12 protein-coding genes are annotated in these 13,470 nt (G+C 45.3%); 7 read left to right on the top strand and 5 right to left on the bottom strand.

Features of this window, described 5'->3' with window-relative positions; all coding sequences use genetic code 11:
• The 4 genes from thrB to HOP38_RS13605 all read left to right on the top strand — a co-directional run bounded on the left by thrB (position 1) and on the right by HOP38_RS13605 (position 4,257).
• A complete protein-coding gene (gene thrB / locus HOP38_RS13620) occupies positions 1-963 on the top strand; it encodes a homoserine kinase (protein ID WP_198558293.1) in 963 nt (320 codons plus the stop codon).
• Positions 960-2,240, top strand: coding sequence for a threonine synthase (thrC, locus tag HOP38_RS13615; RefSeq protein WP_198558292.1), 1,281 nt, complete (start codon positions 960-962; stop codon positions 2,238-2,240). The genes thrB and thrC overlap by 4 nt, the downstream gene beginning before the upstream one ends.
• A 139-nt stretch (positions 2,241-2,379) precedes the next feature.
• Positions 2,380-3,177, top strand: coding sequence for an arylamine N-acetyltransferase family protein (locus tag HOP38_RS13610; RefSeq protein ID WP_062459835.1), 798 nt, complete (start codon positions 2,380-2,382; stop codon positions 3,175-3,177).
• A 51-nt stretch (positions 3,178-3,228) separates the two neighbouring features.
• Positions 3,229-4,257, top strand: a complete 1,029-nt coding sequence (locus HOP38_RS13605; protein WP_423250092.1) for a Gfo/Idh/MocA family protein — start codon at positions 3,229-3,231, stop codon at positions 4,255-4,257.
• 75 nt (positions 4,258-4,332) lie between these two features.
• On the opposite strand, the gene HOP38_RS13600 is transcribed toward HOP38_RS13605, so the two are convergent.
• Positions 4,333-5,817: a carbon starvation CstA family protein gene (locus tag HOP38_RS13600; protein ID WP_006072910.1), complete on the bottom strand. Its 1,485-nt coding sequence runs from the start codon at positions 5,815-5,817 to the stop codon at positions 4,333-4,335.
• A 276-nt stretch (positions 5,818-6,093) separates the two neighbouring features.
• Here HOP38_RS13600 and HOP38_RS13595 point away from each other — a divergent pair, with 276 nt between their 5' ends.
• Entirely contained in the window at positions 6,094-6,435 is a 342-nt protein-coding gene (locus HOP38_RS13595; protein ID WP_198558291.1) for a DUF2799 domain-containing protein, read from the top strand.
• A gap of 40 nt (positions 6,436-6,475) precedes the next feature.
• Here HOP38_RS13595 and murQ read toward each other — a convergent pair whose 3' ends face one another.
• Positions 6,476-7,408 (bottom strand): N-acetylmuramic acid 6-phosphate etherase, encoded by a 933-nt coding sequence (murQ, locus tag HOP38_RS13590; protein WP_198558290.1) that lies wholly within the window; start codon positions 7,406-7,408, stop codon positions 6,476-6,478.
• Between the two features lie 8 nt (positions 7,409-7,416).
• Positions 7,417-8,535, bottom strand: coding sequence for an anhydro-N-acetylmuramic acid kinase (locus tag HOP38_RS13585; protein ID WP_198558349.1), 1,119 nt, complete (start codon positions 8,533-8,535; stop codon positions 7,417-7,419).
• A gap of 102 nt (positions 8,536-8,637) precedes the next feature.
• Here HOP38_RS13585 and nagZ point away from each other — a divergent pair, with 102 nt between their 5' ends.
• Positions 8,638-9,621 carry a beta-N-acetylhexosaminidase gene (nagZ, locus tag HOP38_RS13580; RefSeq protein WP_088876192.1) on the top strand — a complete coding sequence of 328 codons (984 nt, stop codon included), beginning with the start codon at positions 8,638-8,640 and terminating at the stop codon, positions 9,619-9,621.
• Positions 9,622-9,713: 92 nt separating this feature from the next.
• Here the strand turns inward: nagZ and btsR are convergent, their stop codons facing one another.
• Both btsR and HOP38_RS13570 read right to left on the bottom strand, forming a co-directional pair.
• Positions 9,714-10,439, bottom strand: a complete 726-nt coding sequence (gene btsR, locus HOP38_RS13575; RefSeq protein WP_006072915.1) for a two-component system response regulator BtsR — start codon at positions 10,437-10,439, stop codon at positions 9,714-9,716.
• Complete coding sequence (locus tag HOP38_RS13570) at positions 10,436-12,139, bottom strand: sensor histidine kinase (protein ID WP_038222671.1); 1,704 nt, start codon at positions 12,137-12,139, stop codon at positions 10,436-10,438. The genes btsR and HOP38_RS13570 overlap by 4 nt, the downstream gene beginning before the upstream one ends.
• A gap of 250 nt (positions 12,140-12,389) precedes the next feature.
• Here HOP38_RS13570 and HOP38_RS13565 point away from each other — a divergent pair, with 250 nt between their 5' ends.
• The gene (locus tag HOP38_RS13565; protein WP_006072917.1) at positions 12,390-13,463 is read left to right on the top strand and encodes a 3-deoxy-7-phosphoheptulonate synthase; all 1,074 of its coding nucleotides are present in this window, start codon (positions 12,390-12,392) and stop codon (positions 13,461-13,463) included.
• Positions 13,464-13,470: the final 7 nt, after the last annotated feature.

The raw sequence follows: 13,470 nt of genomic DNA, 5'->3' as shown, positions 1-13,470 counted from the left end.
ATGAGTGATAGCGTTGTCGTTTATGCTCCGGCCTCTATTGGTAACGTGAGTGTTGGTTTTGATGTATTGGGTGCTGCAGTCTCTCCTATAGATGGCACTCTACTTGGCGATTGCGTTGAGGTTAAGCTAGGTGATAAACCTTTTGACCTAGCAACGAAAGGCAGCTTTGTTGATAAGCTGCCCGCTAACCCGCAAGAGAATATTGTTTATGATTGTTGGAAAGTGTACGCCCGTGAATTAGATAAGAAAGGGCTAGCCCTTAAACCTGTATTTATGACACTTGAGAAGAACATGCCGATCGGTTCTGGCTTAGGATCGAGCGCTTGCTCTATCGTCGCGGCGCTAGACGCTTTGAACCAATTTCATAGCAATCCATTAAATGAGACCGAGTTACTGGCTCTTATGGGAGAAATGGAAGGGCAAATTTCTGGTGGCATCCATTACGACAATGTGGCACCTTGCTATCTAGGCGGTGTGCAACTGATGCTGGAAGAGCTTGGTATTATTAGCCAAGAAGTGCCTTGTTTTGATGATTGGTATTGGGTGATGGCGTATCCAGGCATTAAAGTGTCAACGGCAGAAGCGCGCGAAATTTTACCTTCTCAATATCGTCGTCAAGACATCATTGCTCATGGTCGTCATCTGGCAGGGTTTATCCACGCATGTCATTCTAATCAGCCTGAATTGGCAGCAAAGATGATCAAAGATGTCATTGCCGAACCATACCGTGCTAAGTTGCTACCCGGCTTTAGTCAAGCGCGTGAATACGCGGCAACAGCGGGGGCTTTGGCAACTGGAATTTCAGGTAGTGGCCCAACGCTGTTCAGCATCTGTAAAGAAAAAGATGTGGCAGAGCGAGTGGCTCGCTGGCTAGAAGAAAATTACGTACAAAATAACGAAGGATTCGTGCACGTTTGTCGTTTAGACAAGCAGGGTTCGAAAGTAACAGGAAGTGAGCTATGAAGCTTTACAACATCAAAGAAAATGACGAGCAAGTCTCGTTTGGCCAAGCTGTCCGTCAAGGCTTAGGTCGCAACCAAGGTCTATTTTTTCCATCTGAACTGCCTAAGTTCGATGACGTAGATGCTTTATTGGCTGAAGATTTTGTGTCGCGCAGCGCAAAGATTCTCTCTGCGCTAATTGGCGAGGAGTTGCCAGCAGAGAAAGTCGGCGAATTAGTGGACAATGCGTTCCAATTTCCGGCTCCAATCAACCAAGTGAAAGATGGTGTGTACGCACTAGAGCTTTTCCATGGCCCAACGTTGGCATTTAAAGACTTTGGAGGCCGTTTTATGGCTCAGTCTTTAGCTGCGGTTTCTGATGGTGGCAAAATCACTATTTTGACAGCAACATCAGGTGATACTGGTGCGGCAGTCGCTCACGCTTTCTATGGTATGGAAGACATCAATGTCGTGATTCTTTACCCGAAAGGTAAAATCAGTCCACTTCAGGAAAAGCTGTTCTGTACGCTAGGCAAAAACATTCACACAGTGGCCATCGATGGTGACTTTGATGCCTGCCAAGCGCTCGTGAAACAGGCATTTGATGATGCGGCATTGCGTGAAGAAATTGGATTAAACTCAGCAAACTCGATCAACATCAGTCGCTTGATGGCGCAAATTTGCTACTACTTCGAAGCGGCGGCTCAACTAAGTAAAGAGCAGCGCGAAAACCTGGTAGTATCGGTGCCAAGCGGTAACTTCGGTAACTTAACGGCTGGCCTGCTTGCGAAAGCGCTTGGATTGCCTATTAAGCGCTTTATCGCGGCAACCAATGCGAATGATACTGTGCCACGTTACCTAGAAACAGGTGAGTGGGCTCCAAAACCGACGGTGGCAACAACGTCAAATGCGATGGATGTTAGTCAGCCAAACAACTGGCCGCGTATCGAAGAACTCTGCCGCCTTAAAGGTTGGGGTTTGGACACGTTAGGCAAAGGGGCGGTCTCTGATGAGCAAAGTGCGGAGTCGGTTCGTGATCTTAATGCTCTAGGCTACTTATGTGAACCTCATGGTGCGATTGCTTATCGAGTACTTGAAGAGCAGTTGCAACCGGGTGAAACAGGCTTGTTCTTGTGTACCGCGCATCCTGCTAAGTTTAAAGAAGTGGTCGATGATATCTTAGGTTCTGACATTGAGTTACCTGGGCCATTGGCTAAACACGCGGCAATGGAGCTGTTATCTGAAGATTTAGCCAATGACTTTGAGGCACTAAAAGCGGTGTTACGCCGAGTCCAATAGGTCTAGATGACACTAATCGCAACGCCTTGAAATTTAAGTGTAGCTGAGTAAGCACATTTAGGTTTCGGGCGTTTTTTTGTATCTGTTGTTTGCGGATTACCTAAAACAATAAACACTGCCACTATTAAAGGAGTACAGGATGACCCCTGTTCAAATGCGTGATTATTTCGATAAGCTTGGCATTAAGAATGAGCTTGAGCCTACGGTGGCCGATATGATATCGCTTCATCATGCTCAGCATCGGACGTTGCCATTTGAAAACTTTGACGTCTACGTTGGCCAAGGAATTAAACTTGATATTGATGCGATCTTCGAAAAACTGATACGTCATCAGCGTGGCGGCTATTGCTTTGAAGTCAACGGGTTACTGCTTCGAGTTATGGAGAGCTTAGGTTTTACCGTTAGGCCACTATTAGCACGAGTACATCTTAGCGGCGAGCCTTCGGGACGGAGCCATCAAGTGACATTGGCTACGATTGATGATCAGCAGTGGATTGTTGATGCAGGGTTCGGTGCGAATACGCCAAGAGCACCTCTGGAGCTGACATTGCATCGCGAGCAGTGTATTGACCACCAATGTTTTCGATTTATCGAAGATGAACGCTGTGGTTATTTGCTTCAAGTGAAACAGCAAGATTGGGTGAGTTTATACAGCTTGGATATGACCTATGTATGTCGTGGCGATATTTTGTATGGCAATCATTTTACCTCGACCAGCCCAGAGACTCACTTTACCAACAGTTTGATTGCAGCAAAGCCAATTGAAGGCGGCATCATTACACTACTCGATAGCACGTTAAAAATCAGAATGGGTAACGAAGAGGCGCAAGAAGTAGAACTGACTAAAGCGGACTTGGCGGAGAACGTTGAACGCCACTTTGGTATTCAACTAGAGGCATCACAGCTTGGTAGTATCATCGCAAAACTTGGATGGTAATAACTGACAATGTTACACCGTATGATACTTGAGTAATCATATGACTTAGGTATGGTTGGCAAAAAACGTAATGGTGAAGGGGAGAGGATGTTGGAGAAAGCTCGCTGGGGTATTGCAGGTTTAGGGAAAATAGCACGTCGGTTTGCTATCGACTTAACTCAACATTCGCAATGTGGCGAATTAGTTGCGGTGGCAGCACGTGATGAAGCTAGAGCGTCGAAGTTTGCCGAAGAATTTGAGTGTAGCCGCTCGTATGGTTCCTACCAAGCATTAGCGGATGATGCCGACGTAGATGTGGTCTATATTGCGACATTACACCCCTATCACCGAGATTTGGTCGAGCTTTTTTTAAACGCTGGCAAGCATGTGCTGGTAGAAAAACCCGCATTTACCAATGTAAAAGATTGGGATGAAATGGCTGCGCTAGCGATACGACATGGTGTCATCTTGGCGGAAGCCATGAAGTCTGTTGTGTTTCCTGCCTACCAAGAGTTAAAACAGTTTATTGCCAACAACAATATCAAGCTAACCTCAGTACAGGCAGCATTTGGTAATTGGCATGAGTATGATGAGAACTACCAGATCTTCAATGCTCAGCAAGCCGGTGGTGCGACACTGGATGTGGGAGTGTATGCGCTGTGGTTGTACGCGGATTTATGTACATTGTGTGGCGTAACTATTGGTAAGCCCGACGTGGTCTTTTCTCAAGATAACCCTCAAGCAAAGGTGGATGAAACCGCAGAGTTTCATTTTAAATCTGATCTTCAAGGTCAGTTAGCTGCCTCAATAACACGCAATTTAGTGCGTAGTGCTGTCATTCAGGGTGAGGACTTTGAAGCGACTATTGCTGAAAAGTGGTGGAACCCGAAATCAATTCAAGTGGTGTATCGAGGTGAGACCGTATTGATAGCACCGCAAACTATCGGCACTGGCTTTGAACATGAAATTGATCATCTAAGTGGGCTGATTTTGCGGGGTGCTAAGGCCTCATCAATCCTAAAGCATGAAACCAGTCGAGCCGTCATTGAGGTGATGGAGCAAAGCCTGATTGCTGGTGGTTTGGGTTATCTTAGCGAATAATCAGATAACAAATAAAAAGCGCCTTCAATGTGAAGGCGCTTTTTTAGCTCTAAGAGCGGATAACGGGATAATCAGTTAAGCAGTTTCTGCTTTGCCTTGTGGCTTCTCTTCATCTGCAAGGTCTGTTTCACCTTTACCTTTCGACTTCTTAATCACGTAGCCAGTGATAGACAGTGAGGCAACAATACCTAGAATTGTTGACAGCTGCATTGGCAGACCGAAGCCTAGGGTTGCGTTATTCAAGATGAAGGTAATAACAACCGTAGTCATAAAGATGGCCGGAACAGTCGTTACCCAGTGCATCTTGTTGTGACGTAGTAGGTAAGCTGAGGCTGTCCATAACATCATTACTGCAGTTGTTTGGTTAGCGAAACCGAAGTAGCGCCAGATAACACCAAAGTCTACTTGAGTTAAGATGCCACCGATAACGAATAGTGGTAGAGCCATCAGTAGGCGGTTACGTAGTGTTTTCTGCTCCATGTTGAAGTATTCAGCAAGGATTAGACGGCTAGAGCGGAATGCAGTATCACCTGAAGTGATTGGCAGAATAACCACACCTAGGAAAGCAAGCACACCACCAAATACACCCAATAGGCCAAATGAAGCGCTGTACACTACGTTACCTGGACCACCATTTTTTACTGCTTCAGCTAGCGAGTCGATAGAGCCGAAGAAAGACAGAGCAAGAGCACACCAGATAAGAGCGATAACACCTTCACCGATCATTGCACCGTAGAAGACGAAGCGACCATTCTTTTCGTTTTCCATACAGCGCGCCATCAGTGGAGACTGTGTTGCGTGGAAGCCAGAGATAGCGCCGCAAGCAATAGTGATGAATAGAGCTGGCCATAATGGTAAGTCATTTGGGTTCATGTTGGTGAACATATCGCTGACTTCAAAGCCACCCATAACTTGGTGCTCGCTTGATAGTGCCACTGCTGTGATAAGACCAACAGACATGAAGATGAGCAGTGCGCCAAATAGTGGGTAGAAGCGACCAATAATTTTGTCGACAGGTACGATTGTCGCGATGATGTAATAAGCGAAGATAACCACAACCATGGTTGTCATGCTCATTGACATGCCCATTTGGTCATTCACTAGGTTAGTGATCATGCCTGCAGGTGCAGAAACGAATACTACACCAACAAGTAGCAACAAGACGATGGCAAAAATGTTCATAAAGTGTTTGGCGCCATTGCCTAAGTAACGACCGGTAATAGTAGGAACAGAAGCACCACCGTTACGTACTGAAAGCATACCTGAGAAGTAATCATGCACTGCACCAGCAAAGATACAACCAATGACAATCCAAAGCATAGCGGCAGGACCGTATAGCGCACCCATGATTGGGCCGAAGATTGGACCAACACCAGCGATATTTAACAATTGAACCAAGTATACTTTCTTGGTCGACATTGGCACGTAGTCAACACCATCAGCTTTAGTGTGAGCTGGTGTTTGACGTTTTGTATTAATACCAAAGACCTTCTCAATGAAAGCCCCGTAGATAAAGTAGCCGCCGATCAAGGCTGCAACACAAGTTAAAAACCACAACATAACTGTTATCCCTAGTTTGTGATGACATTAAATTCTGGTAACCATTATAAAAATGATGAATTGGCTACACATCGGCTTATTCGGTTAGTGGTGGAATAGATGATTAAGTGGTCAATAACCAACTTAAGTGGTTTTATCGAAGAGTAAGTGGTCGTTTTTCCGAGTTAAGTGGCGGTAGAAAAGCGTGAAGCTCATCACTTAGTCAAGGATTGAGTGGTAAAAAACACTTAAAACTGGCATTGTGACGGCAGAGAGAGTTGGATGAAAAGGAATCTCATGAAAGCGTTTTTAGTGGCAGCATCCGCTTTGTTAATATTTGGATGCGCCAAAGGAGTGGATGACCTCGCTAAAGAGGGAAGTTGGGAACAGATTGGCTATCAAGATGGTGTGCGTGGGCAATTGTCTCGCAGTTACTCTGAGCTTAATAAACTCGGCGCTGCCGTTCATTCAGAGTACGACTCGGGCTATCAAAGAGGCATTCTAGAGTTTTGTGATGCTGATTTTGCCTATCAAATCGGGTTGTCTGGGCAGTATTACACTGGGGCGTGTGAAGGCTTACCCGATGGACAGCGTTTTAGAATGGAATGGCAACGCGGTTGGAATGACTATTCTCATTAAAAAATGATTTAGGAAGCTAGGGCATGACACCCTAGCTTTTTTATTCACTTTCTTGGCTCTTGCTTATTACCGCTTTTCTTAGGAAACCGTCTTGTTGATGTAACTGCTGATGTGCTTGCTGCTTATCTAATCCAGTTAGAATCATGAGAATCGACAGCTTCACGTCATATTGAGTTTCTTTTAACGTGACTTCTGCCTGTTGTTTGTTGCAATCCGTAGCCTGCATCACAATGCGCGTCGCTCTGGCGACTAACTTTGCATTGGTCGCTTTTACATCCACCATCAGGTTCTCATAGCTTTTACCTAAACGGATCATACTTGCTGTCGTGAGCATGTTGAGAACTAACTTCTGTGCGGTCCCCGATTTCAGTCTAGTGGAACCTGTCAGAGCTTCCGGACCTACCACAGGACTAATAGCTATTTGAGCGATGTTAGCAATATCAGAAGCGGGATTGCATGACAGTGCGACTGTCGTGGCACCCAATTGATTGGCGTATTCTAATGCGCCAACGACGTAAGGCGTGCGCCCACTAGCGGCGATGCCAACAACCACATCTTTTGAAGTCAGTTTATGGTCAATAAGGTCTTGTTCACCAAGAGCTGGGTCATCTTCTGCACCTTCTTTGGCTCGGAACATCGCGTCATTACCGCCAGCGATGATACCGACGACCATATCAGGGTCGGTGCCAAAGGTTGGTGGGCATTCTGATGCATCGAGTACGCCTAATCGGCCGCTGGTGCCAGCACCCAAATACAATAATCGCCCACCTTGTTTAAAGGCCTTAGTGATGGCGTCTACCGCCAGCGCAATGTCTGGAATGACCTTTTCTACCGCAAGAGGCACTAGGGCATCTTGTTGATTCATGCGCGCTAGAATCTGTTGCGATGAGAGTAAATCTATATCCATGGTCTCAGGGTTTCTTCCCTCGGAGACAAGTTGAGAAAGCGCATTGAGAAGTGCGTCGTTAGTCATAGTGGTTCCTAGTCAGCTGAATAGAGTACGCCTAAAGGGACGGCTTTACTGGCGCCAGTTACTGAGGGCAAATTGCTCGGTATCTTGTTGAGATAGCAATGTGCAAGCCAAGCGAAGGCCATGGATTCCATATAATCTCCACTAATGGCTTCGCTATCGGTTGGTGCCACATTCCAGCCTTTAAGCAGTTCACTCAGGCGTTTCATTATTATTGGGTTATTTGCGCCACCGCCACACACTAAAAGCTTCGGCGCAGTACCGATGGGATAGTTCTCAATGGCATTAGTGATAGTCAGGGCGGTAAATTCGGTCAGTGTTCTGAGCACATCATGCTCGTTCATCGGCGTTGAGACGGCAGCAAGGCATTGTTTCAACCACTGTTCATGATAATGCTCGCGTCCGGTACTTTTTGGTGCAGGACGTTTTAGGTAGTCATCTTTGAGCATTTCATCTAACAAATGGGTGAGCACATTGCCTTTTGCAGCAAGCTGTGCATCTTTGTCAAAAGGTTGGCAAAAAGCGTGAGAGCACCAATGATCCAAAAGCACATTTCCAGGTCCTGTATCAAAGCCAATCACCTCGCCGTTGGGCTGCAAGATGGAAACATTGGAAATACCACCAATGTTTAAAATCACCTGTGTTGAGTCACTATCGGCAAATAAGTAACGATGGAATGCGGGTACTAAGGGTGCACCCTGTCCACCGAGTGCCATATCTTTACGTCGAAAGTCTCCGATCGTATCAATACCTGTTAGTGTTGCTAGGAGGTTATTGTCTCCCAACTGAGTGGTAAAGCGTATTGCACCATCTGGTTGGTGAAAGACGGTTTGGCCGTGATTACCGATGGCTGCGATATCGTGCTCCGTATAGGTGGTTTTACTAAGCAAAGAACTGACGGCCTCAGCATAAAGTAGCCCTAGCTTGTGGTCGAGCTCACCGATATGTTTAAGGTTGGTTTCTTGACCATGACAGATAGCAAGCACTTGAGTTTTCAGTGATTCAGGGTAGCTAAGGAAATCGCTGGCGAGTAAGTTAATTTCACGGTCTTTTATCGATACCAGTGCAGTATCGACACCATCCAAACTGGTACCCGACATTATGCCTATGTAAAGCGCTTCCTTAGTCATCATAAACTTACTCCGTTTTTACCTAGCAATATTGTAAATCAAAAATAATAAGAATAATCTCTGGAGACGCCCATTTGATAATAAATTTGCAGAGGAGCAATTATGGGACCGCTATGGCTTGATGTGGAAGGTTATGAACTGAGTGCTGAAGATAAAGAGATTCTTGAGCATCCTACCGTTGGGGGCTTGATTTTGTTTGCGCGTAACTATCATGATTCCGAGCAGCTTATTGAACTGAACCGCCAAATCCGTCAAGCGGCGAAGAAGCCCATTGTTATCGGTGTGGACCAAGAAGGGGGGCGCGTACAACGTTTTCGAGATGGTTTTACATTACTACCGCCAGCCGCTCGATACGCGCAATTACGTGATGAAGCGCTCGCGAACCAAGCTGGTTGGCTTATGGCAGCAGAATTGATTGCTCACGATATTGATTTGAGCTTCGCTCCTGTTCTCGACCAAGGACACCAATCTAAAGCCATCGGCAATCGTGCTTTTGGTGATAACTTTCAAACTATCGTCCAGTACAGCACAGCGTTTATGGCCGGCATGAAAGCTGCGGGTATGGCGACTACTGGCAAGCACTTCCCTGGTCACGGTGGAGTAACGGCAGATTCTCATTTCGAAACGCCAATGGACAGTCGAGACACTATCTTTGAAGATGATATGCGAATCTTCAAGGCTCACATCAAAGCGGGTGTGTTGGATGCAATGATGCCAGCTCACGTAGTGTTCCCACATTATGATGACAAGCCTGCCAGTGGTTCGAGCTATTGGTTAAAAGAGGTACTTCGTAATCAGCTAGGCTTTCGAGGCATAGTGTTCTCTGATGATCTTTCTATGGAAGGCGCGGCGATCATGGGAGGACCCGCAGAGCGTGCTCAACAAGCGCTGGACGCAGGCTGTGATACGTTGCTCATGTGTAATAATCGTCAATACTCTATCGAGGTACTAGATAACTTACCAATTACTAAGGTGAAGCAGGCTAGTCGGATGTTGAGGAAAAAAGAGTTTAATTTAGAAGACCTTAAGAAGAGTGCTCAATGGAAAGCGGCGAATCACAAAATTCTGTCGTCGTTGGAAGGTTAAGAGTCGCCATTGCTATCCCCTTGTCGGTGCAGGGGGATAGGAATTGAGAAATGCCTAGCCTCAGCTGATCGAGATAGGTGGTAATACTTCCGTTAATGAAAGCCTAACGTCTCTTTTAATGATTTCAGGTAGCGGCGACTTACAGGTATTGGATGGTCACTTTGAGTAATGATCTCGGCTAACCCATTGTCTAACAACTTAATTTCTTTAATAGCCTTGACGTTCACTAAAAACTGGCGGTGGCAACGGATCAACGGCGTTTTATCTTCGAGTACTTTAAGCGTTAGCTGCGATGTGGCCTTTTGTTCGGCAGTTTGAACATGTACACCGGAAAGGTCGCTGTAGGCAAACTCAACATCGGTAGTTGGAATAATGACGATACGGTTGTGGCCGACACAAGGGATTTGGTCGAGTGTTTGTGGTGCGAGAGTATCGATCGCTTCCAGCGTTTGTTGCTCACGTTTTTTTAGTCGCTTAACGGTTTTTTCAAGACGACACGGATCAACAGGTTTTAGTAAGTAATCGAACGCATTATCTTCAAACGCTTGGATGGCATATTGATCGTAAGCGGTGACAAAGACGACTTTCGGCATGGTATCAGGGTCGAGCATGCCAAGTAGTTCAATACCGGTGACTTGTGGCATTTGAATATCAAGAAAGACCACATCTGGTTTGAGTTGGTTAATTTTCTTGAGACCTTCAATGGCATTACTTGCCTCACCAATGATGTCAATTTGCTCGGTTTCCTCCAAAAGCTCTATTAGCTCTTCACGAGCAAATAACTCATCATCAATTACTAAAGCTGTTAACTGTGTCATGACGCAATAGCCGTCCTTTTATCTTTGCGTGTAGAAGGCGAGGGGATGATAAAGCTCATTCGCGTAAAGTGGTCTTTTTCCACTTCAATTTTTAGCGCTCCGTCACGACCAAATTGATTTGTTAGGCGTTTACCGACAATTTGCATACCTAGCCCTTCATGTCCCTCCTTGGGCGCAATAAAGGTTCCGGCATTATCCTCGACGACTATCTCGCTCCCTGACTGAGTGGTGTGACTATAGATTCGAATGATCCCACCTTCAATTAAATTGGAAATACCATGCTTAATCGCGTTTTCAACCAGAGGCTGTAAAGTGAAGCTCGGTACTTCTTGTTCTAACAGTTCTGAAGCAATATCAATATCCACTTCTAAACGGTCGGTAAAACGCGCTTTTTCGATAGTGAGGTAGGCGTTAACGTGGGCTAATTCCTCTTTTAAGGTGACCGTTTCGATATTCTGTTTCAGGTTGCTACGGAAAAACTGAGAAAGATGCTGTATTAGGCTGCGTGCTTTATCAGGGTCGCGTCTAGTGATAGCACTAATGGTATTCAACGCATTAAACAGAAAATGTGGGTTAACTTGTGCGTGAAGTAGCTTGATTTCGGCCTGTTTAAGTAAGGTCTGTTTGTTTATGTAGTCACCATGAAGGATCTGGCTAGAGAGCAGCTGAGCAATACCTTCAGCCATGGACATATTAATGGTTGAGAATAGCTTACGCTTGGGCTCGTATAGCTTGATAGTGCCAATTACTTCGTCCCCCGTGCGCAGTGGAATGATAAGCGCAGATCCCAATTTACAGTCTTCAGATATTGAGCACTGGTAAGGATTCTCTTTGCCATCGAGGTAAATGATCTCGTTGTTGTTCATCGAATCGAGCGTACTTTGAGAGGAGATAGGTCGGTTAAGGTGATGATGGTCAGCGCCTATACCGACAAAAGCCAGTATCTTGTCATGATCGGTAATGGCGACGGCACCGACATTGGTTTCTTCGTAGATAATTCGTGCAATCTTGCTGGCGTTATTGGAGTTAAAACCATGGACTAAAATGCCCACGGAGCGTTCTGCAATGTTTAATGCGCGACGAGAGAAGGTCGCTGAGTATTCCTCGAAAATGGTCTTACGGTCTTGAAGAATGCTCATGAATAGCGCGGCACCGACAGAGTTGGCGATGATCATCGGAGCGGCAATATCAGAAACCAACGCATAAGCTTGATCAAAAGGTTTAGCTACAATGAGGATGATTAGCATCTGAACCAGTTCCGCCACAAAAGTAATGTAGAAGACAACCAGGGGGTTAAATAGCTCTTCTTTTTTATCCTTTCTGAGAAAATACAGATGCATTAAACCACCGATGACCCCTTCTGCCGTGGTGGAAATCGCGCAGGCTAAATCGGTAAATCCTCCTAATGTGTAGCGGTGTAGACCACCGGTTAACCCAACGGCAAACCCTACGATGGGGCCGCCGAATAGCCCACCCATCACCGCACCAATGGCTCGAGTATTGGCGATAGCATCGTTGATTTGTAATCCGAAGTAGGTACCCAAAATACAAAACGATGAAAACAGTACATAAATGCTGAGTTTATGACTTAAACGATTGGAGACACTAAACAGTGGAATAAAAAGCGGTGTCTTGCTCAGCATATAAGCGAGCATTAGATACACGCACATCTGCTGTAAAAGGGAGATGATTAAGTCCATAGATTACAACCAACAATGAAGTTGTATTTTATTGTATACGTAACTGACCAATCGTGGCAGTTTGTTATCATCGAACTGTTATCAAGAACTGAAGCGCCAGTAATTCTTGGTGTAAAATTAAATTTACATTTAATGTTTTTCAAAGTTTACGCTTGCATGTGTTTTTTATCTAGGTATATTACCAGTTAAAGCTTAGCCGAACGGTTTTAATTATAAAGTTCGGTGTAATATAATATTTACAGGTGAGGCCATGAAGAAGAGTGAACTAAGTAATATTAATATCAGTGACGAACAGGTACTGATTACACCAGAACAACTAAAAGAAAAATTACCGCTGAGTGAAAAAGCTAGAAAGTTCATTCAAGATTCCCGTGAGACTATCGCCAACATTATTCATAAGAAAGATCATCGTCTACTTGTCGTATGTGGGCCTTGCTCTATTCATGATGTAGAAGCGGCGAAAGAGTACGCAAAGCGTTTGAAAGCGTTGTCGGAGCAGCTTAACGACCAGCTATACATTGTTATGCGTGTTTACTTTGAAAAGCCGCGTACAACGGTAGGCTGGAAAGGCTTGATTAATGACCCTCAACTGGATGGTACCTTCGATATCGAGCACGGACTGCACGTAGGGCGCGAACTCTTGGTAGAGCTTGCGGAAATGGATATTCCATTGGCAACAGAAGCGCTTGACCCGATCAGTCCGCAATACTTGGCGGATACTTTCTCATGGGCGGCAATTGGTGCACGTACAACAGAGTCACAAACTCACCGCGAAATGGCCAGTGGTCTTTCGATGCCAATCGGCTTTAAAAATGGAACCGATGGTAGTTTGGCGACAGCAATTAATGCGATGCAAGCTGCTTCATCAAGTCACCGCTTTATGGGAATTAACCGTGAAGGTCAAGTCGCCCTATTAACGACTCAAGGTAACGAAAATGGCCATGTTATCTTACGTGGTGGTAAGCAGACCAATTATGACTCAGTATCGGTCACCGAATGTGAGCAAGAGTTAGCGAAATCGAATCTTGATGCGTCATTGATGGTGGATTGTAGTCATGCTAACTCTCGTAAAGATTACCGTCGTCAACCACTAGTAGCTGAAGATGTCATTCACCAAATCCGAGAAGGCAACAAATCTATTATTGGTCTAATGATTGAGAGTCATATCAATGAAGGAAACCAAAGTTCAGATATTCCTCTAGATCAAATGAAATATGGGGTGTCGATCACCGACGCATGTATCAATTGGGATACAACTGAGGCACTATTACGTCATGCTCATAAAGAGCTTGTCCCATTCTTGGAAAATCGTATTAAGGAATAATCACGTC

The organism is Vibrio mediterranei (genome assembly GCF_013364395.1).
Taxonomy (GTDB): domain Bacteria; phylum Pseudomonadota; class Gammaproteobacteria; order Enterobacterales; family Vibrionaceae; genus Vibrio; species Vibrio mediterranei.
Note: the sequence above shows the minus strand (reverse complement) of the source record. Positions and strands in the feature narration are given on the sequence as shown.

Bases quoted from the DNA above. Each gene is read 5' to 3' on its own strand.
- thrB (WP_198558293.1), top strand. From the start codon at position 1: ATGAGTGATAGCGTTGTCGTTTATGCTCCGGCCTCTATTGGTAACGTG.
- thrC (WP_198558292.1), top strand. From the start codon at position 960: ATGAAGCTTTACAACATCAAAGAAAATGACGAGCAAGTCTCGTTTGGC.
- HOP38_RS13610 (WP_062459835.1), top strand. From the start codon at position 2,380: ATGACCCCTGTTCAAATGCGTGATTATTTCGATAAGCTTGGCATTAAG.
- HOP38_RS13605 (WP_423250092.1), top strand. From the start codon at position 3,229: ATGGTTGGCAAAAAACGTAATGGTGAAGGGGAGAGGATGTTGGAGAAA.
- HOP38_RS13600 (WP_006072910.1), bottom strand. From the start codon at position 5,817: ATGTTGTGGTTTTTAACTTGTGTTGCAGCCTTGATCGGCGGCTACTTT.
- HOP38_RS13595 (WP_198558291.1), top strand. From the start codon at position 6,094: ATGAAAGCGTTTTTAGTGGCAGCATCCGCTTTGTTAATATTTGGATGC.
- murQ (WP_198558290.1), bottom strand. From the start codon at position 7,408: ATGACTAACGACGCACTTCTCAATGCGCTTTCTCAACTTGTCTCCGAG.
- HOP38_RS13585 (WP_198558349.1), bottom strand. From the start codon at position 8,535: ATGACTAAGGAAGCGCTTTACATAGGCATAATGTCGGGTACCAGTTTG.
- nagZ (WP_088876192.1), top strand. From the start codon at position 8,638: ATGGGACCGCTATGGCTTGATGTGGAAGGTTATGAACTGAGTGCTGAA.
- btsR (WP_006072915.1), bottom strand. From the start codon at position 10,439: ATGACACAGTTAACAGCTTTAGTAATTGATGATGAGTTATTTGCTCGT.
- HOP38_RS13570 (WP_038222671.1), bottom strand. From the start codon at position 12,139: ATGGACTTAATCATCTCCCTTTTACAGCAGATGTGCGTGTATCTAATG.
- HOP38_RS13565 (WP_006072917.1), top strand. From the start codon at position 12,390: ATGAAGAAGAGTGAACTAAGTAATATTAATATCAGTGACGAACAGGTA.